The organism is Allobosea sp. FBZP-16 (assembly GCF_002831785.1).
GTDB lineage: Bacteria > Pseudomonadota > Alphaproteobacteria > Rhizobiales > Beijerinckiaceae > Allobosea > Allobosea lupini.
The window spans coordinates 23,836-41,363 of record NZ_LNCQ01000037.1; the positions used below are offsets into that span (position 1 = coordinate 23,836).

A 17,528-nucleotide genomic window follows, 5' to 3' on the forward strand; every position below is an offset into this window, starting at 1 on the left:
GGCTCTCTTGTGAGTCAATCGACCGGGCGGGGTTGTCTGCCGCTTTTTCAGGCAGGCGTTTTCCATCTTGCCGGCAGATGGCGTCCCGGTTGTTGCACCGCACGCGCATATCTGCGAAACCGCGCCCTTCCCTGCCCTATCCTGCGAGACCTCTAGCCAAAATGCCCGCTTTCGAACCCGCGCTGATCGAAGCCGCCCGCGTCTCGGCCGCCTGGCCGTTCGAGGAAGCCAAGAAGCTCGTGGCGCGGTTGCAGAAATCGGGCAAGCGGGAGGTGGTGTTCGAGACCGGCTACGGTCCGTCGGGCCTGCCGCATATCGGCACCTTCGGCGAGGTCGCGCGCACCTCGATGGTGCGCCATGCCTTCCAGGTGCTCACCGACGGCGCGATCCCGACCCGGCTGATCGCCTTCTCGGATGATCTCGACGGCCTGCGCAAGGTGCCGGACAACGTCCCGAACAAGGAGCTGCTGGCTCAGCATCTCGGCAAGCCGCTGACCGAGGTGCCGGACCCGTTCGGAACGCACGACTCGTTCGGCCGGCACAACAATGCCCGGCTCTGCGCCTTCCTCGACCAGTTCGGCTTCGACTACGAGTTCAAGTCCTCGACCGACGCCTATCGCGCCGGCGAGTTCGACGCGACCCTGCTCAGGATGCTGGCCCGCTTCGACAAGATCATGTCGATCATGCTGGCGACCCTGCGCGAGGAGCGCGCCGCGACCTATTCGCCTTTCCTGCCGATCCATCCGAAGACCCGCATCGTCATGCAGGTGCCGATCGAAGCGCGCGATGTCGAGGCCGGCACCATCACGTGGACCGATCCGCAGAGCGGCGAGCGCTTCACCACGCCGGTGACCGGCGGCCATGCCAAGCTGCAATGGAAGCCGGATTGGGCGATGCGCTGGGTCGCGCTCGGCGTCGACTACGAGATGGCCGGCAAGGACCTGATCGACTCGGTCAAGGTCTCCTCGCAGATCGCCCGCGCGATCGACGGCACGCCGCCGGAGGGCTTCAACTACGAACTCTTCCTCGACGAGCAGGGCCAGAAGATCTCGAAGTCGAAGGGCAATGGCCTGACCATCGAAGACTGGCTGAGCTATGGCCCGCCGGAGTCGCTGGCGCTGTTCATGTATTCGCGCCCGCGCGAGGCCAAGAAGCTGCATTTCGACGTGATCCCGCGCGCGGTCGACGACTACATGCAGTTCCTGGGCGGCTATGATCGGCAGGACTGGAAGAACCGGCTCGGCAACCCGGTCTGGCACATCCATGCCGGCACCCCGCCGCAGCCGGAGGTGGTCGCCACCGGCGCCGGCGACAATGCGGTGCGCACGCAAATCTCGTTCTCGCTGCTGATGAACCTCGTCGCCGTCGCGAACTCCGAGGACAAGGCGGTGCTCTGGGGCTTCCTGCAGCGCTATGCGCCCGGCATCTCGCCGCAGACACATCCGCGGCTCGATGCGCTCGTCGGCTACGCGCTCGCCTACTTCAGAGACTTCGTGAAGCCGGCCAAGCACTACCGCCCGGCCGACGAGACCGAACGCGCCGCCTTCCTAGCATTGGACGCGGCACTCGCCGCGCTGCCGGCAGGTGCGAGCGCCGAAGAGGTTCAGGATGCGGCCCTCGACGTCGCCCGCGCCATCCCGCGCTACCAGAACCTCAGCGCCAAGAATGCGACGCCGGAGCGGCCGGGCGTCTCCGGCGACTGGTGGAAGGCGATTTACCAGGTGATGTTCGGCGAGGATCAGGGCCCGCGCTTCGGCTCCTTCGCTGCGATCTACGGCCTCGACAACACCCGCAAGCTGATCGCCAAGGCGCTCGATGGCGGGCTGATCCGCGAGCATGAGGCCTTCCTCGCGGCGCGCCAGCCGCTCAGCGCATGAGTGCAGCGGCGGCTGAGGCGGTCGAGAAGGCCATCGCCAGCCGCCGCGCCGTGCGCGCCTTCTTGCCCGATCCCGTCGATCCGGCACTGGTGCGCCGCCTGATCGCACTGGCCGCGCAGGCGCCTAGCGGCACCAATATGCAGCCCTGGCGCCTGCGCGTGCTCGGCCCCAGGACCCGCGCGAAGCTGGAGACGGCGCTGGTTGCCGCGCTCGACGATCCCTCCCCGCGTGAGGAGGAGTATCGCTATTATCCTGCGACCCTCCGCGAGCCCTATCTCTCTCGCCGCCGCAAGGTCGGCTGGGACCTCTACGGCCTACTCGGCGTCGCCAAGGGCGACCATGCCGGTATGCGCCGCCAGACCGAGGCGAACCTGCGCTTCTTCGGCGCGCCGGTCGCGCTGATGCTGACGGTCGACCGCGATCTCGAGATCGGCTCCTGGCTCGATCTCGGCGCCTTCGTCCAGACCTTGCTGATCGCGGCGCAGGGTCATGATCTCGACTCCTGCCCGCAGGCGATCTTCGCCAGCTTTCATGGAATCGTGCGGCGCGAGCTTTCCATTCCACAGAGCGAGGTCGTGGTCTGCGGCATCGCAATCGGCAAGGCCGATCCGGACGCGCCGGCAAACCGGCTCGTGCCGGAGCGCGAGCCGGTCGAGGGCTTCACCAGCTGGCTGGATTAGGGCGCGCCCCGCGCCTCAGCCCGCGACGGCGGTATACTCGGTCTCGACCGAGGAATCGTGCAGATGGTGGTCGTAGCCGTAGATGTGGATCGAGATCGCATCGCCCACGCCGCGGTTCTGCATGCGGTGGATGTTCGGCCCGGTCGGCAGCATGCAGGCGACATAGCCGGCCTGGCGCTCATGCTCCTCGGTCGGAACGGCGCGATTGGCATCGATGGCGCGATACCAGGTTTCCGTCAGGGCGCCCGCGACCATGCCAAAGCAGCACGAGCAGTGATGGTCGTGGATGCAGGTCGTGGCGCCTTCGCCCCAGACCATCGCCCAGACGCTGACGGCCTCGTTGCCGGCGAGCAGGTTGCGGGCATAGCCGCCCTGCTTACGCAGCAGCGGCAGGGCCTGGATCAGGTCGGGGATAGCAACGAGCTCGTTGAGGACGGCACGGGCCGCGGCGAGATAGTCGCGCGAGCAGGTGCCCTCATGGGTCTGCAGGGCATTCAGCACCGCGCCGCTCCGCTCCTCGCCGAGAAAGCCTTGCATGTCCCTGATCCCCCGTCGCATCGAATGACAGGAGGATGATAGGCCGGACCCGGTGGGAACGGTTTGCGATCCGCCGCTAAAAATACCGCAAAATTAGAAACTGATACCAATATAGTTCTCGATATGAGAAAATAATTTCCGCTCGTAGATAGCGAGTGATATTCTGTTCCGAGGAGATCCATCGCCGTGGCCAGGCTCGACACCTTCGATCTGCGCATTCTCGCCCTGCTGCAGCAGGATGCGAGCCAACCGCTGGCGGAGATCGCGGCGGCGGTCGGACTGTCGCCGACACCGTGCTGGCGGCGCATCCAAAAGCTGGAAGAAGCAGGCCATATCAGGCGGCGCGTCGCGCTGCTCGACCGCACCAAGCTGAAGGCCGGCGTCACCGTCTTCATCGCGGTGAAGACGGCGCGCCATACGATGGAATGGCTGGAGCGCTTCCACGCCGCCGTACACGACCTGCCCGAGATCGTCGACTTCTATCGGATGAGCGGCGATATCGACTATCTGCTCAAGGCCTATGTCTCGGACATCTCCGCCTATGATGCACTCTACAAGAAGCTGATCTCGCGCATCGAGCTCAGCGACGTCACCTCCATGTTCGCCATGGAGGAGCTGAAGTCGACCACGGCGATCCCCCTCGGCTTCGCCGCCGAGGAGCCTTGACGGATCAGGCGCGGAGCGAGGTGAAACCCTTGCCCTCGGCCGCGAGCTTGCGCAGCAGCGGCGCGGGTTCGAGCGAGGCATCGCCGCTTTCCTTCGCCTGCTGCTCAAGCCGCTCGACGATGGTGGCCAGTCCGACGCTCTCAGCCCAATGCATCGGCCCGCCGCGCCAGGCGGGCCAGTTGTAGCCGTTGAGCCAGACCGTATCGATGTCGCCGGCGCGCGTGGCGATGCCCTCGTCGAGGATGCGCGCGCCCTCGTTGACCATCGGGTCGAGCAGCCGCGCCAGAATCTCTTCGCTGGTGAAGCTGCGCCGGGTCACGCCCTTGCTCGCCGAAACCTCGGCGATCAGCCCCTCGACCTCGGGATCGCGCTCGCCGGCACGCGCGCCTTCGGGATAGCGGTAATAGCCGCGCCCGGTCTTCTGGCCGAACCAGCCGCGCTCGCAGATCGCATCGGCCACTGCCGCGCTCTTGCGGCGTGCCTTGCGGCTGCGCCAGCTGATGTCGTTGCCGGCGAGATCGGACATGGCGAAAGGGCCCATCTTGAAGCCGAAGCCGGTCAAGGCCGCGTCGACCTCATGCGGCATGGCACCGGCGACGAGCAGGCGCTCGGCGGCGCGGGTGCGCGCCTCCAGCATGCGGTTGCCGACGAAGCCGAAGCAGTTGCCGACCACGACCGGCACCTTGCCGAGCTTGCGCCCGAGGCCGATCGCGGTTGCGATGACGTCGTTGGCGACGCCGGCGGGACGAACGATCTCCAGCAGCTTCATCACATTGGCCGGGCTGAAGAAATGCATGCCGAGCACGTCCGCCGGCCGGCTCGTCACGGCGGCAATCTCGGCGAGGTCGAGATAGGAGGTGTTGCTGGCGAGGATCGCGCCCGGCTTGGCGATCGCGTCGAGCGCCCCGAATATCTCGCGCTTGACACCCATCTCCTCGAAGGCGGCCTCGATCACGATGTCGGCCTCGGCGGCGGCGGCGAGCCCAACCGCCGGCGTGATCAGCGCCATGCGCTGCTCGCGCACCGCCTCGGTCATCGAGCCGCGCTTGACCGAGAAGCCATAGGTGTCGCGCACCCGGGCATGGCCCTTGTCGACCTGCTCCTGCGTGGTCTCGATCAGCGTCACCGGGATGCCGGCATTGGCGAAGCAAATCGCGATGCCGCCGCCCATGGTGCCGGCGCCGATCACGGCGGCGCGCGCGATCGGACGCGGCTTCACGCTCTCGTCGATGCCGGGAACCTTCGCCGCCTCGCGCTCGGCGAAGAAGACATAGCGCAGCGCCTTGGAGCGCTCGTCGCCGAGGAGCTTCACGAACAGAGCCCGTTCGGTCGCAAGCCCCTCCGCCAGCGGCAACGTCAGCGCCGCCCGCACCGCCTCGACCAGCGCCGCGACATTCGGCATCTCGCCCGATTTCGACAGCGCATCCTTGGCCAGTGCCTCGAAAGCCTCGCGCTCGCTCCCGGTCAGCTTGTCGGTGCGCGCGCCGGTCCTCGCAGGCGCGCCCTCGTCCGCCAGCTCCTGCGCCAGCGCGATCGCTGCACCGACGGCATCGCTCTCGACGAGCTTGTCGACCAGCCCGAGCGCCAGCGCCTTCTGCGCCGGGATCGGCTCGCCCGAGAGCATCATCGGGAAGGCGGCGGCCGCTCCGATCAGGCGCGGCAGGCGCTGTGTGCCGCCGGCGCCCGGAATCAGGCCGAGCTTGATCTCCGGCAGGCCGAGCTTCGCGGCCGGCGTCGCGATGCGGCCATGGCAGGCGAGCGCGACTTCCAGCCCGCCGCCCAATGCGACGCCCTCGATCGCAGCGACCACAGGTTTCGGCGCATCCTCGATCGCCGCCAGCAGGTCCGGCAGGATCGGCGGGGCCGGAGGCTTGCCGAACTCGCTGATATCAGCGCCCGCGATGAAGGCGCGGCCCTTGGCGGCGATGACCAGTGCCGTCACGGCCGGATCGGCCATCGCCTGCGCCAGCGCGTTGTTGAGATCATTCCGCAGCGCAGCCGAGAGCGCATTCACAGGCGGGTTGTCGAGCGTCGCGATGGCGATCTCGCCCTGGCGGGTCAACGTAACGGTAGGCATGCGATCTCCACCCTGTCCTGCTCGCAGCGCAACCGCACCGCTGAATTAGTTGAAACTTAAAATAATGACGGGAGCCCCGCAATGCCGCGAGCCTAAGGGCTTCCTTGACCGGCGCAAGCGGCTCCCCCATCGTCTGCCGCCCGTTTCCGGCAGGAAGGACATTCGAGAAGGTTTGCATGACCGAGACCGTTCTGAGCGAGACCCTGGCCGAGGGCGTCAGGCAGATCACCATGAACCGGCCCGATCGGCGCAATGCGCTCGACCGCGCCACCTATCAGGGGCTGATCGACGCGCTTGCCGCCGCTGATGCCGACGCCTCGGTGCGCGCCGTCGTGCTCACTGGCGCCGGCGGCTGCTTCACCAGCGGCAACGACATCAAGGATTTCGCTGCGGCTGCCGCGACCGGCGTCGGCGCCGAGATTGCCATCGACTTCCTGACCGCGATCTCGACGGCGAAGAAGCCGATTGTCGCTGCGGCGGAAGGCTTCGCCGTCGGCATCGGCACCACCATGCTGCTGCATTGCGATCTCGCCTTCGCCGGACGCAGCGCCAGTTTCCGCATGCCCTTCGTCAGCCTCGGCCTCTGCCCGGAAGGCGGCTCGAGCTATCTCCTGCCGCTGATCGCCGGCAGCAAGCGCGCCGCCGAATTGCTGATGCTGGGCGAGCCCTTCGGGCCCGAGGTCGCGCAGGACGCCGGCCTGATCAACGGCGTCACCGACGAAGGCGGCGCGCTGGCGGCCGCGCTCGAGAAGGCCAGGGCGCTGGCGGCGCTGCCGCCACAATCGGTCGCGCTGACCAAGTCGTTGCTGAAGCGCGGCAGCGCCGCCGCCGTGGCCGAGACGATCGGCACCGAGGCACGCCATTTCGGCGAGCGCCTGAAATCGGCCGAGGCACAGGCCGCCTTCATGGCCTTCCTGACCAAGCGCTGACGGCGCGCGACGACGGCGCCCAACTGTCGCGCCGTTGTCGCGGGAATCGCGGAACTTCCTGCTCCTCGTCACGTTGACGCGCGTCGGCAATCGCAAGGAGCAGGATGTGAAGTTGAAGGTCGTCGCCACCCTGGTCTATCGCTTCGACCATGAAACGCCGGTGATCGTCGCGATCGAGCCGGCGCGGTCCCCGGATCAGACCATCGTTTCGGAGCAACTGCTGATCGACCAGCCCGCCGAATTGATCCGGGACCTGGATGCGGACACCGGCATGCGCCGCTTCCGCGGGGTGCTGTCGGGCCAGGTCTCGATCCAGTATCAGGGCACGATCGACAACGGCACACGCCGCCTGCTGCACGCCGATGCGCGCCAGCACGCTTGGGCCGAACTGCCGGCAGAGGTGCTGCCCTATCTGTTGCCGAGCCGCTTCTGCCCCTCCGACAACCTGATGCGCTTCGCCCAGCGCGAGTTCAGCGACATCGAGGCCGGCGGCGCCAAGGTGCTCGCCGTGGTCGACTGGCTGCAGGAGCACGTAGATTACATCCATGGCGTCAGCAACGCCCAGACCACGGCCGAGCAGACCTTCATCGACCGCGCCGGCGTCTGCCGCGACTTCAGCCATCTCGCCATCGCGCTCTGCCGTGCGCTCAATCTGCCGGCCCGCGCCGTCAGCGTCTATGCAGCCGATCTCGCTCCGCCGGACTTCCACGCCGTCTTCGAGGTCTATCTCGACGGCCAGTGGTGGCTGGTCGATCCGACGCGGCTGGCACCGGTCGACGGCATGGTCCGCATCGCGGCTGGGCGCGACGCGGCCGACATCGCCTTCTTGACCAGCGGCCATTTCTGCCAGTGCCTCAACCAGTGGGTCGAGGTCAGCCGCATCGAGGACAGCGAGCCGGCGCAGGCTGCCTGAGCTCAGGCAGCCGCCATCCGCCGCCGTCCGGCGCGCCACAGGCTGTGCGCCAACGCCGCCAGGAAGAGAACCGCCTGCACCACGACGATGCACGGCCCGGTCGCGACATCGAGATGGAAGCTCAGGATCGTGCCGAAGACGCTCGACGTCACCGCCGCCGCGATCGCGGTCAGGAGCATCAGGTCGAAGCGGCGCGTCGTCAGGAAGCCGATCGCGCCGGGCGCGACCAGCATGGCGACGACCAGGATGATGCCGACCGCCTTGAGCGCCGCGACGATGGTCAGCGCCAGCATGGCGAGCAGGCCGAAATGCAGCGCCTTAACCGGCAGGCCAATGGCGCGCGCATGTGCGGGGTCGAAGGCGTGTAGCAGGAAATCGCGTCGTTTGACGAGCATGAAGCCGGCGACCGGCAAGGCGATCAGCGCCGTTTCGGCGATGTCGCCCCAGGTCACGCCCAGCATATTGCCGAACAGGATGTGCATGAGGTGCTGGTCGCTGTCGACCTTGACGAAGAGCACGAGGCCGAGCGCAAACATGCCGGAGAAGACGATGCCCATCACCGTGTCCTCCTTCACCCGGCTGTTCTCCTTGAGATAGCCGATGCCGAAGGCGCAGGTGAGGCCCGCCGCGAAGGCGCCGATGGCGAGCGGCAGGCTCGCGATATGGGCGAGCACGATGCCGGGCAGAACCGCATGCGAGACCGCATCGCCCATCAGCGACCAGCCCTTGAGGACGAGGAAGCAGGACAGCACGGCACAGACGAGGCCGACCATCACTGCGACCGCAAGGCCGCGCAGCATGAACTCGTGCGCAAAGGGCGCGAGCAGCCAGGTTTGAACGAGGCTCATGCCGGGCCTCCGACGCTGGCGGCCCGGCGCGCGCCAAGGCGGCCGTGTTTGGGTGCGAACAGGAAGGCGGCGAGGAAGAGCAGCGTCTGGAACACGACGATCAGCCCGCCGGTCGAGCCGTCGAGGAAATAGCTGGCATAGGCGCCGACCGCCGACGTCACGACGCCCATCGTCACCGCAATTGCGATAAGCAGCCCGAAGCGGTCGGTCAGGAGATAGGCGGTCGCGCCGGGTGTCACCACCATGGCGATGACGAGGCAGGCGCCGACCGTCTGCAGCGCCGCGACGGTGCAGGCCGAAAGCAGCACGAAGAAGAGGATCTTCAACCGCGTCGGCGACAGGCCGACCGCACGCGCCTGGTTCTCGTCGAAGAAGACCAGCATCAGGTCCTTCCAGCGCAGTAGCAGGATAGCGAGCGAGACGAAGGCGATGATCGCGACCTGGACGACGTCCTCGTCGGAGATGCCGAGGATGTTGCCGAGCACGATCGACTGGACGTTGACCGAGGTCGGGTTGATCGAGACGATCATCAGGCCGACGGCGAAGAACGTCGTGAAGACGATGCCGATCACGGCATCCTCGCGCAATTGCGTGCGCACCCTGACCAGCGCCATGGCAAGCGCCGCCAGCAGGCCGGAGAAGAAGGCGCCGGCGGCGTAGGGAACTTTCAAGAGATAGGCGAGCGCGACGCCAGGTACGATCGCATGCGCCAGCGCGTCGCCCATCAGCGACCAGCCCTTGAGCATCAGGTAGCAGGACAGGAAGGCGCAGACGCCGCCGACCAGAGCCGAGACCCAGATCGCCTTGACCATGTACTGATAGCCGAAGGGTTCGAGCAGGAGCTCCATCACGGCTGCCCGTCCTTCCTGCCGGCGGCGGGCTTCTCATGATCGCGATCGCCGTAGAAGACGAGCGGGCGCTCGTCGTCGGTGATCACGGTGACGCGCCGCTGGTCGGCGTCGGCATGCAGGCTCGCGCCCTCCAGGCGGAAATGCCGGAGCGCGCCGCCGAAGGCCCGCTGCAGATTGTCCTGGGTGAAGGTCGTCTCGGTCGGCCCGGCCGCGAGCACGGTCTTGTTGACGATCACGACCTGGTCGCAGAAATCCGGGATCGAGCCGAGATTATGGGTCGAGACCAGCATCAGCCGGCCTTCCGCCCTGAGTTCGCGCATGAGCCCGACGATCTGGTCCTCGGTCTTGACGTCGACACCGGTGAAGGGCTCGTCGAGCAGGATCACCTGTCCGCCCTGCGCCAGCGCCCGCGCCAGGAAGACGCGCTTGCGCTGGCCGCCGGAGAGTTCGCCGATCTGGCGGCGGCGGAACTCCAGCATGTTGACGCGCTCGAGCGCCAGCTCGGCCGCCTCGCGATCGGCCTTACGCGGCAGGCGCATGAAGCCCATATGGCCGTAGCGCCCCATCATCACGACGTCGTCGACCAGCACCGGGAAGGTCCAGTCGACTTCCTCGGCCTGCGGCACATAGGCGACGAGGCCGCGCTTCAGCGCCGCGCGCACCTCCATACCGGCGATGCTGACCAGCCCCTGCGCCGGCTTGAGGAAGCCCATCAGCGTCTTGAAGATCGTCGACTTGCCTGAGCCGTTGACGCCGACCAGCGCGCAGATCGTGCCGGGGCCGAGCGCGAAGGAGGCATCGTTCACCGCGGTGACGCCATTGGCGTAGCGCACGGTGACGCCGCTGACCACGATCGACGGCGTCGCTCCCTGCCCCGGGCGAATCTCGGCGGTCCGCGGATTCACTGGCCGAACCCTTTCGCGATGGTATCGACGGTGACTTCGAGCAGCTTGAGATAGGTCGGCACCGCGCCGCGCGCATCGGAGAGCGAGTCGACATAGAGCACGCCGCCATATTTGGCGCCGGTCTCGCGCGCGACCTGCTTGGCGGCACGGTCCGAAATCGTGCTCTCGCTGAACACGGCCGGAATCTTGTTCTTGCGGACGAGGTCGATCAGGCGGCGCACCTGCTGCGGCGTGCCCTGCTCGTCGGAGTTGATCGGCCAGAGATAGGCTTCGCGCCAGCCATAGTCGCGCGTCAGATAGCTGAAGGCGCCCTCGCTCGAGACGAGCCAGCGCTTCTCGGCCGGCACCTTGTCGAGTCGGGCGCGCAGGGGCGCGTCGATCGCCTTGATCTGCGTCGCATAGTCGGCGGCGTTCTTGGCATAGGTCGCGGCATTGGCCGGATCCGCGTCGGCCAGCGCCTTGCGGATGTTCTCGACATAGATCAGCGCGCTCGCCGTCGACATCCAGGCATGCGGATTGGGCTTGCCCTCATAGGGTCCGTCCTTGATGCCCATCGGCGCGATGCCGTCCGTCACCACCGCGCTCCGAACGTTCTTCACATTGTCGAAGAACTTCTCGAACCAGCGCTCCAGGTTCATGCCGTTCCAGAGCACGAGATCGGCCGATTGTGCCTTCACCACGTCGAGCGGAGTCGGCTGGTAATCGTGGATCTCTGCCCCCGGCTTGGTGATCGACTCGACGATCGCCGCCGTGCCGGCGACGTTCTGGGCGATGTCCTGGATCACCGTGAAGGTCGTGACGACGCGCAGCGGCTTGCCCGGCGCGGCCTGTGCCAGGGCGCTACTAGCGAAAACGGCGAAGCCAAGCGTCAGCGTCGCAGCTGCCACGAGATCAAGGAAACAGCGGCGCGAGGGCATGGTCTCTCCGATAGCGAACAGCGATTGATACAACGCTATTGCAAACTATTTGCATCTGTCAACGCAATTGCAACCCAATTGCGACAAGTCATTTTTGCAAATGCGTCTCAGGGTTGCTACCTCTCGCGCATGAAAGGAATCGACCAGCGCGTAACGGAATTCGAGCACCAGCTCCGCAAGGCGGGCCTGCGCATGACCCAGCAGCGCCGGCTGATCCTGCGGGTCCTGGCCGAGGCCGATGACCATCCCGATGCGAAGGGCATCTTCACGCGCGCCTTCTTGCACGACCCGACGCTGTCGCTTTCGACCGTCTATCGCACGATGAAACTGCTGGAGACGCAGGGCGCGATCGAGCGCCATGCCTTCGAGGACGGCGTCTCGCGCTACGAGCACGCCGACCAGCAGCACCATGACCATCTGATCGATGTCGAGACCGGCCAGGTCGTCGAATTCTCCTCGCCCGAAATCGAGGCGCTCCAGGCGAAGATCGCGGCCGACCTTGGCTACGAGATCGTCCGCCACAAGCTCGAACTCTATGGCAGGAAGCTCGGCCGGAAGGGCCGCCGCAAGCCCGGCGAAGGCTGAAGCCGGCTTTTGGCGGCAATGAGTTTACTGAATCTCAATCGCCAGCTTCGATAGCTCACGCAACGGCAACGTGCCTGTCGGAAGCGTACATTAGCTTTGAGTAATCGTTTCGAATTGCGAGCCGCCATTCGCCCGCGCTCGGGCGCCAGCCTCGATACCAAGCTCGTTCTGGGTTGCATGGTCCTGCTCGCGCTCTCGCTTGCACTGGCGCTCAGCCTGATCACCATTCTCGGCAGCGATTATGTCCGTGCCAGCCGCAATCTCGAGGCGCTGACGCTCTACAGGAAAGTGCTGACAGCAGCGAACCGGCTCTCGGCCGAACGCGGCCCGATGAACAGCGTGCTCGGCGAGGAGCCGGCGGCGGACGGCCCTGCCGCGCGCAAGCTCGCCAAATTCCGCACAGTGAGCGATCAGGCCCTGGCCGAGATCACACCCGATGACGGTAGTGAGATCACCCGGCGTCTCGTCGATCGCGACAAGCTGGACAACCTCCGCGCCAGCCTCGCCACGGCAAGACGCGCAGCGGATCGGCTGAGCGCACGGCCACTGGCCGAGCGCGACACCACCGAGATCCGCAGCGTGATCGCGGGCATGTTCGGGGTCGTCGAGACGATGCGGCCAGTGGTGCTCGCCGCCATGGCCGAGCTGATGGAACACGACATCTCGCTGACGGGGCATGCCCTGACCGGGCTGATGCTTGGCGATCTGCGCGAGTATGCAGGGCGCCTCGGATCCTTTCTCGCCCCGTCGATCGCTGCGCGCCAGCCGCTCTCCGCGACGGCTTACGACGAACTCATCCTGACTCATGGGCGCGTCCTGCAGATCTGGCAATCGCTGGAACACCAGCTTGCCCTGCACGCCGACGCGCCCGAGCTGGTCGCCGCCGTCGGCGAGGCGAGAATCCGTTACTTCCGCGACGGGCTCGATCTCATCGCGCGGCTGAGCGCCGAGGGAAAGACGGGCCACTATTCTGTCACCACCGAACAGATGACCTTGCAGTACGTTCCGACGATGGCGCCGCTGGAACGCCTGCGTGACGGCTTCCTCGACGATATGCTGGCGCATGCACGGGCCACCCGGGCGAACAGCGTCCATTGGCTTCAGTTCCTCGTGGCCTTCACCGTTCTGATCGTCCTCACCAATCTGCTGCTGCTCGTGCTGGCGCGCCGGCGCATCTTCCACCCGCTGCTGCAGGCCCGCAACCACATCGTGGCACTCGCCGAGGAACGCAATCTCGACCAGCCGACGCGCGTCAGCAGGCATGGCGGCGAGATTCATGAGCTGTTCGCGGCCCTTGAATCGCTGCGCCTCAAGCTGCGCGAGCGCCTGCGCCTCACCGAGCGCCTGAAGGTGCAGGCCGAAACCGATGCGCTGACCGGCCTGCTCAACCGCCGCACGTTCGATCGCCTCGGCCAGGACGACTCCGGCTTCGCCGACCTGCCTGTCGAAACCGGCCTGATCCTGATGGATATCGATCGCTTCAAGCTGATCAACGACACCTATGGCCACATCGCCGGCGATCAGGTCCTGCGGGCCACGGCGGGGCTGGTGGTGGAAATGGTTCGCAAGAACGACCTCGTCATGCGCTATGGCGGCGAGGAGTTCGCCATCGTCCTGCCGAGCACCTCCCTGCGCACGCTGGCGCGGATCGCGGAAACGCTGCGCGCGGCGATCGCCGAGCAGGCGATCGCGCTCGACGACGGCACCGAAGTGCTCGTCACTGCGAGCTTCGGCGTCGCCACGGGCCGACGCGATGGCCCTGGCTGGAAGATATTGATCGAAGCAGCCGATCAGGCGCTTTACATGGCCAAGGCCGAGGGCCGAAACCGGGTCGGCGTCGCCGGCGAGCACGGGCTCGCCGGTCAGGTCGTGGCCGATCGGGTCAGGGCAGCCTGAGGCCGCCCGAGCCTCAGCCCGCCTTTCGCTTGTTCTGCCGGTTGGCGATCAGGTCGTCGACGACGGCCGGATCGGCCAGGGTCGAGGTGTCGCCGAGCGCGCCGAACTCGTCCTCGGCGATCTTGCGCAGGATGCGACGCATGATCTTGCCGGAGCGGGTCTTGGGCAGGCCGGGCGCGAACTGGATCAGGTCCGGAGAGGCGATCGGGCCGATCTCGTTGCGGACATAGGAGACCAGCTCCTTCTTCAGGTCGGCAGAGGGCTTCTCGCCGGCCATCAGCGTGACATAGGCGTAGATCCCCTGCCCCTTGATGTCGTGGGGGTAGCCGACCACGGCCGCTTCCGAGACCTTGGGATGCGCCACCAGCGCCGATTCGACCTCGGCCGTGCCCATCCGGTGGCCGGAGACGTTGATCACGTCGTCGACGCGGCCGGTGATCCAGTAATAGCCGTCGGCGTCGCGCCGGCAGCCGTCGCCGGTGAAGTACTTGTTCGGATAGGTCGCGAAATAGGTCTCCTCGAAGCGCTTGTGGTCGCCATAGACCGTGCGCATCTGGCCGGGCCAGCTCTCGGCGATGACGAGGTTGCCCTCGGCCGCGCCCTCCAGCACCTTGCCCTCGGCGTCGACCAGCTCGGGCTTGACCCCGAAGAAGGGCCGCGTCGCCGAGCCGGGCTTGAGCTTGGTCGCACCCGGCAGCGGCGAGATCAGGATGCCGCCGGTCTCGGTCTGCCACCAGGTGTCGACGATCGGGCAGCGGCGCTCGCCGACGACGCGGTGATACCACTCCCAGGCCTCGGGATTGATCGGCTCGCCGACCGAGCCGAGCAGCCGCAGCGACTTGCGCTTGGTCTTCTTCACCGGCTCCTCGCCGGCGCCCATCAGCGAGCGGATCGCGGTCGGGGCGGTGTAGAAGATGTTGACCTTGTGCTTGTCGATCACCTCCCAGAAGCGGGAGATCGTCGGATAGGTCGGGATGCCTTCGAACATCAGCGTGGTCGCGCCGTTGGCGAGCGGCCCGTAGAGGATGTAGCTGTGACCGGTGACCCAGCCGACATCGGCGGTGCACCAGTATATGTCGCCGTCATGGTAGTCGAAGACGTATTGATGCGTCATCGCGGCGTAGACGAGATAGCCGGCGCTGGTGTGCAGCACGCCCTTGGGCTTGCCCGTCGAGCCCGAGGTGTAGAGCAGGAACAGCGGGTCCTCCGCCTTGACCTCGACCGGCGGGCAATGGCCGGACACCTTGGCGATCTCGTCATGATACCAGACGTCGCGGCCGTCCTTCATGGTGACGTTGCCACCGGTGCGCTTGACCACGATCACCGTCGCGATGCCACCCTTCACCTTGTCGTCGGCGGCATCGACATTCTTCTTCAGCGGCACGGCACGGCCACCGCGCAGGCCTTCATCGGCGGTGATCACGATCTTCGAATCGGAGTCCTCGATGCGGCTCGCCAGCGAATCCGGCGAGAAGCCGCCGAACACCACCGAATGCATCGCCCCGATCCGGGCGCAGGCCAGCATCGCATAGGCCGCTTCCGGGATCATCGGCAGGTAGATCGTGACCCGGTCGCCCTTCTTGACGCCCTTGGCTTTCAGTACGTTCGCGAACTTGCAGACCTCGGTATAGAGCTGGCCGTAGCTGATCTTCTTCGACTCCGAGGGGTCGTCGCCTTCCCAGATGATCGCCGTCTGCTTGGCGCGCGTCGCAAGATGCCGGTCGATGCAGTTGAAGGCGACATTGGTGGTCCCGTCTTCGAACCATTTGATCGAGACCTTGCCCGGCTTGTAGCTGGCGTTGCGGACCTTGGTGTAGGGCTTGAACCAATCGATCCGCTTGCCCTGCTCCGCCCAGAACTTGTCCGGGTCCTTGATCGAGGCCGCATACATCTTCTTGTACTTGGCGTCGTTCAGATAGGCCTTCTTCGCCCAGGAAGCCGGCACGTCGTAGATCATCTCGGTCATAACAGGCGTCTCCCCGGACTTCGGCCGTCATCGGGGCCGGCATGCAGATCGCGACGGCGATGCCACCGCGATCCGACCGGCCTTTTTCAAGTTGGTCGCATCATAGGGCGCGACATCACGCCGACAAGCGCCGCGGGCTCGCACTTTCGTTGCTGCGACTTTCGGCGGAAATCGTGGTTGTCAGAGCCCGCCCATCTTGCAGATGAGAGCCCATTCCTCGTCCGTCACCGGCTGCACCGAGAGGCGGAAGGAGGTGACGAGCGCCATCTTGGCGAGCTTCGGTTCCGCCTTGACGGCGGCGAGCGAAACCGGCTTCGGCAAAGGCTTCAGCGCCTTGAAATCGACCAACACCCAGGGCGGGCCGGCCTCGGTCCAGGGATAGTGCTCCTTGATGACTTCGGCGATGCCGACGACCTCGAGACCCTCGTTCGAGTGATAGAAGAAGACCTGCTCGCCGGTCTTCATCGCCATCAGGTTGAGCTTGGCGGTGTGGTTCTTCACCCCGTCCCAATGCGTGCCCTTGGCGCCGGCCTTGACCAGGTCGTCCCAGGAGTAGACCGACGGTTCCGATTTGATCAGCCAGTGCGCCATCAGCCTTCGTCCTCTTCCTTCAGGGGCACCGGCGGCCGCGATGCCGCCTCGCCATTCTCGTTCCAGAACCTGACCATCTCGCGCGTCAGCCCGGCATAGTCCTGCGGGCTGAGCTCGACGCGAACCTCGGCTTCGCCGAAGGGCAGGATCAGCACGAAGCGATGCGTGTCCTCGGCGCGCCGGCGGCGCAGCTCGATCACCCGCTGGGCAATGCGCCCGGCGAGCGGCACCGGCTGGCTCTCGGCCACCAGTTCGGCCCCCGTGGTCTTGCGCACCTCGGCGATGCCGCGCGCGACGCGCTTCGTCAGATCGGACCAGTCATTCGCCATGCATATCCTCTCCGCTCAGTTCTCCGCCCGCACCGGCCGCGCCAGCAGCTCGGCGACGGCCTCGCGCACCCCGACTGCCCCAGCGATGATGCTTGATACGGCCTCGGCGATCGGCATGTCGATCGCCTCCGCACGCGCCATCTCGACCAGCACGGAGGCTGTGAAGGCGCCTTCGGCGAGCCTGCCCCCGGACGCGTCAGTAGGGGTCTTGCCCTGCCCCAGCGCCTGGCCATAGGCGAAGTTGCGCGATTGCGCCGTGGCGCAGGAGAGCACGACGTCGCCCAGCCCCGACAGCCCCATCAGCGTCTCGGCCTGCGCGCCATGCGCCTCGCCGAAGCGGCGGAGTTCCGCAAATCCGCGCGCCACCAGGGCAGCCCGCGCGCTCTCGCCGAGCCCGAGGCCGATGGCGATGCCGGCGGCGATGGCGAGCACGTTCTTGGCGGCACCGCCGATCTCGACGCCGCGCGGATCATTGCTGTGATAGAGGCGCAGCGCCGAGGAATTCAGCGCCTCCGCCAGTGCCTTGGCCAGAGCGGCGTCGGCGGAGGCTAGCGACAGCGCCGTCGGCAATCCGCGCGCAATGTCGGCGGCGAAACTCGGCCCCGACAGCACCGCCGGACAAGCTTGCGGCAGCGCTTCGGCGATGACCTGCGTGGTGAAGCGCCCGCTGCCCTGCTCGATGCCCTTGGCGGCCGAGATCACCGGCAGCCCTTTCGGCAGCGCCGGCGCCAGCAGCGTCGCGGCCGAACGCAAGGCCTGGGTCGGCACCGCCAGGATCAGCGCCTCGACCCCGGCCAGCAGCGCGATGTCGGAAGTCGGCTCGATCGCCTCGGGTAGCTTTGCCCCCGGCAACCGCGGCGCCTCGCGCTTCTCGCGCAGGCTCGCCACTGTCTCCGCGTCGCGGGCCCAGAGCACGACGCGCCGCCCGGCCCGCGCCGCCGCGAGCGCCAGCGCCGTGCCG

General features: G+C 66.7%; 17 protein-coding genes. 7 read left to right on the forward strand and 10 right to left on the reverse strand.

What is annotated here, in order from left to right; all coding sequences use genetic code 11:
* Window positions 1-161: 161 nt before the first annotated feature.
* Window positions 162-1,877, forward strand: a complete 1,716-nt coding sequence (locus CXY91_RS20015; protein WP_100962963.1) for a lysine--tRNA ligase — start codon at window positions 162-164, stop codon at window positions 1,875-1,877.
* The gene (locus CXY91_RS20020) at window positions 1,874-2,557 is read left to right on the forward strand and encodes a nitroreductase (protein ID WP_100962964.1); all 684 of its coding nucleotides are present in this window, start codon (window positions 1,874-1,876) and stop codon (window positions 2,555-2,557) included. Before CXY91_RS20015 ends, CXY91_RS20020 begins: the two co-directional genes overlap by 4 nt.
* A 15-nt stretch (window positions 2,558-2,572) precedes the next feature.
* Here CXY91_RS20020 and CXY91_RS20025 read toward each other — a convergent pair whose 3' ends face one another.
* Entirely contained in the window at window positions 2,573-3,094 is a 522-nt protein-coding gene (locus CXY91_RS20025) for a cysteine dioxygenase (protein ID WP_158673505.1), read from the reverse strand.
* Window positions 3,095-3,280: 186 nt separating this feature from the next.
* On the opposite strand from CXY91_RS20025, the gene CXY91_RS20030 reads away from it, so the two are divergent.
* Complete coding sequence (locus CXY91_RS20030) at window positions 3,281-3,760, forward strand: Lrp/AsnC family transcriptional regulator (protein WP_091836306.1); 480 nt, start codon at window positions 3,281-3,283, stop codon at window positions 3,758-3,760.
* A 4-nt stretch (window positions 3,761-3,764) separates the two neighbouring features.
* Here the strand turns inward: CXY91_RS20030 and CXY91_RS20035 are convergent, their stop codons facing one another.
* Window positions 3,765-5,837: a 3-hydroxyacyl-CoA dehydrogenase NAD-binding domain-containing protein gene (locus CXY91_RS20035; protein WP_100962966.1), complete on the reverse strand. Its 2,073-nt coding sequence runs from the start codon at window positions 5,835-5,837 to the stop codon at window positions 3,765-3,767.
* A 176-nt stretch (window positions 5,838-6,013) separates the two neighbouring features.
* Here CXY91_RS20035 and CXY91_RS20040 point away from each other — a divergent pair, with 176 nt between their 5' ends.
* Together CXY91_RS20040 and CXY91_RS20045 are read left to right on the forward strand one after the other, a co-directional pair.
* A complete protein-coding gene (locus CXY91_RS20040; protein WP_248307569.1) occupies window positions 6,014-6,766 on the forward strand; it encodes an enoyl-CoA hydratase-related protein in 753 nt (250 codons plus the stop codon).
* Between the two features lie 106 nt (window positions 6,767-6,872).
* Window positions 6,873-7,679: a transglutaminase-like domain-containing protein gene (locus tag CXY91_RS20045; protein ID WP_100962978.1), complete on the forward strand. Its 807-nt coding sequence runs from the start codon at window positions 6,873-6,875 to the stop codon at window positions 7,677-7,679.
* A 2-nt stretch (window positions 7,680-7,681) separates the two neighbouring features.
* Here the strand turns inward: CXY91_RS20045 and CXY91_RS20050 are convergent, their stop codons facing one another.
* From CXY91_RS20050 to CXY91_RS20065, 4 genes are read right to left on the reverse strand one after another with little or no spacing between them, the layout of a single operon-like run.
* Window positions 7,682-8,527: a metal ABC transporter permease gene (locus CXY91_RS20050; protein ID WP_100962967.1), complete on the reverse strand. Its 846-nt coding sequence runs from the start codon at window positions 8,525-8,527 to the stop codon at window positions 7,682-7,684.
* Entirely contained in the window at window positions 8,524-9,375 is an 852-nt protein-coding gene (locus CXY91_RS20055; protein ID WP_199777516.1) for a metal ABC transporter permease, read from the reverse strand. Before CXY91_RS20055 ends, CXY91_RS20050 begins: the two co-directional genes overlap by 4 nt.
* Complete coding sequence (locus CXY91_RS20060) at window positions 9,375-10,283, reverse strand: manganese/iron ABC transporter ATP-binding protein (RefSeq protein WP_100962969.1); 909 nt, start codon at window positions 10,281-10,283, stop codon at window positions 9,375-9,377. Before CXY91_RS20060 ends, CXY91_RS20055 begins: the two co-directional genes overlap by 1 nt.
* Complete coding sequence (locus tag CXY91_RS20065; protein WP_100962970.1) at window positions 10,280-11,200, reverse strand: metal ABC transporter substrate-binding protein; 921 nt, start codon at window positions 11,198-11,200, stop codon at window positions 10,280-10,282. Before CXY91_RS20065 ends, CXY91_RS20060 begins: the two co-directional genes overlap by 4 nt.
* A 129-nt stretch (window positions 11,201-11,329) precedes the next feature.
* On the opposite strand from CXY91_RS20065, the gene CXY91_RS20070 reads away from it, so the two are divergent.
* Window positions 11,330-11,785, forward strand: coding sequence for a Fur family transcriptional regulator (locus CXY91_RS20070; protein WP_100962971.1), 456 nt, complete (start codon window positions 11,330-11,332; stop codon window positions 11,783-11,785).
* Window positions 11,786-11,881: 96 nt separating this feature from the next.
* Complete coding sequence (locus CXY91_RS20075; RefSeq protein ID WP_158673506.1) at window positions 11,882-13,681, forward strand: GGDEF domain-containing protein; 1,800 nt, start codon at window positions 11,882-11,884, stop codon at window positions 13,679-13,681.
* A 13-nt stretch (window positions 13,682-13,694) separates the two neighbouring features.
* On the opposite strand, the gene acs is transcribed toward CXY91_RS20075, so the two are convergent.
* The 4 genes from acs to CXY91_RS20095 all read right to left on the reverse strand — a co-directional run.
* Window positions 13,695-15,647, reverse strand: coding sequence for an acetate--CoA ligase (acs, locus tag CXY91_RS20080; RefSeq protein WP_091836325.1), 1,953 nt, complete (start codon window positions 15,645-15,647; stop codon window positions 13,695-13,697).
* Between the two features lie 180 nt (window positions 15,648-15,827).
* The gene (locus CXY91_RS20085; RefSeq protein WP_100962973.1) at window positions 15,828-16,238 is read right to left on the reverse strand and encodes an EVE domain-containing protein; all 411 of its coding nucleotides are present in this window, start codon (window positions 16,236-16,238) and stop codon (window positions 15,828-15,830) included.
* A complete protein-coding gene (locus CXY91_RS20090; protein WP_091836329.1) occupies window positions 16,238-16,567 on the reverse strand; it encodes a hypothetical protein in 330 nt (109 codons plus the stop codon). The genes CXY91_RS20085 and CXY91_RS20090 overlap by 1 nt, the downstream gene beginning before the upstream one ends.
* 15 nt (window positions 16,568-16,582) lie before the next feature.
* Window positions 16,583-17,528: NAD(P)H-dependent glycerol-3-phosphate dehydrogenase (locus CXY91_RS20095; protein WP_100962974.1), on the reverse strand; the 946-nt coding region annotated here is incomplete at its 5' end.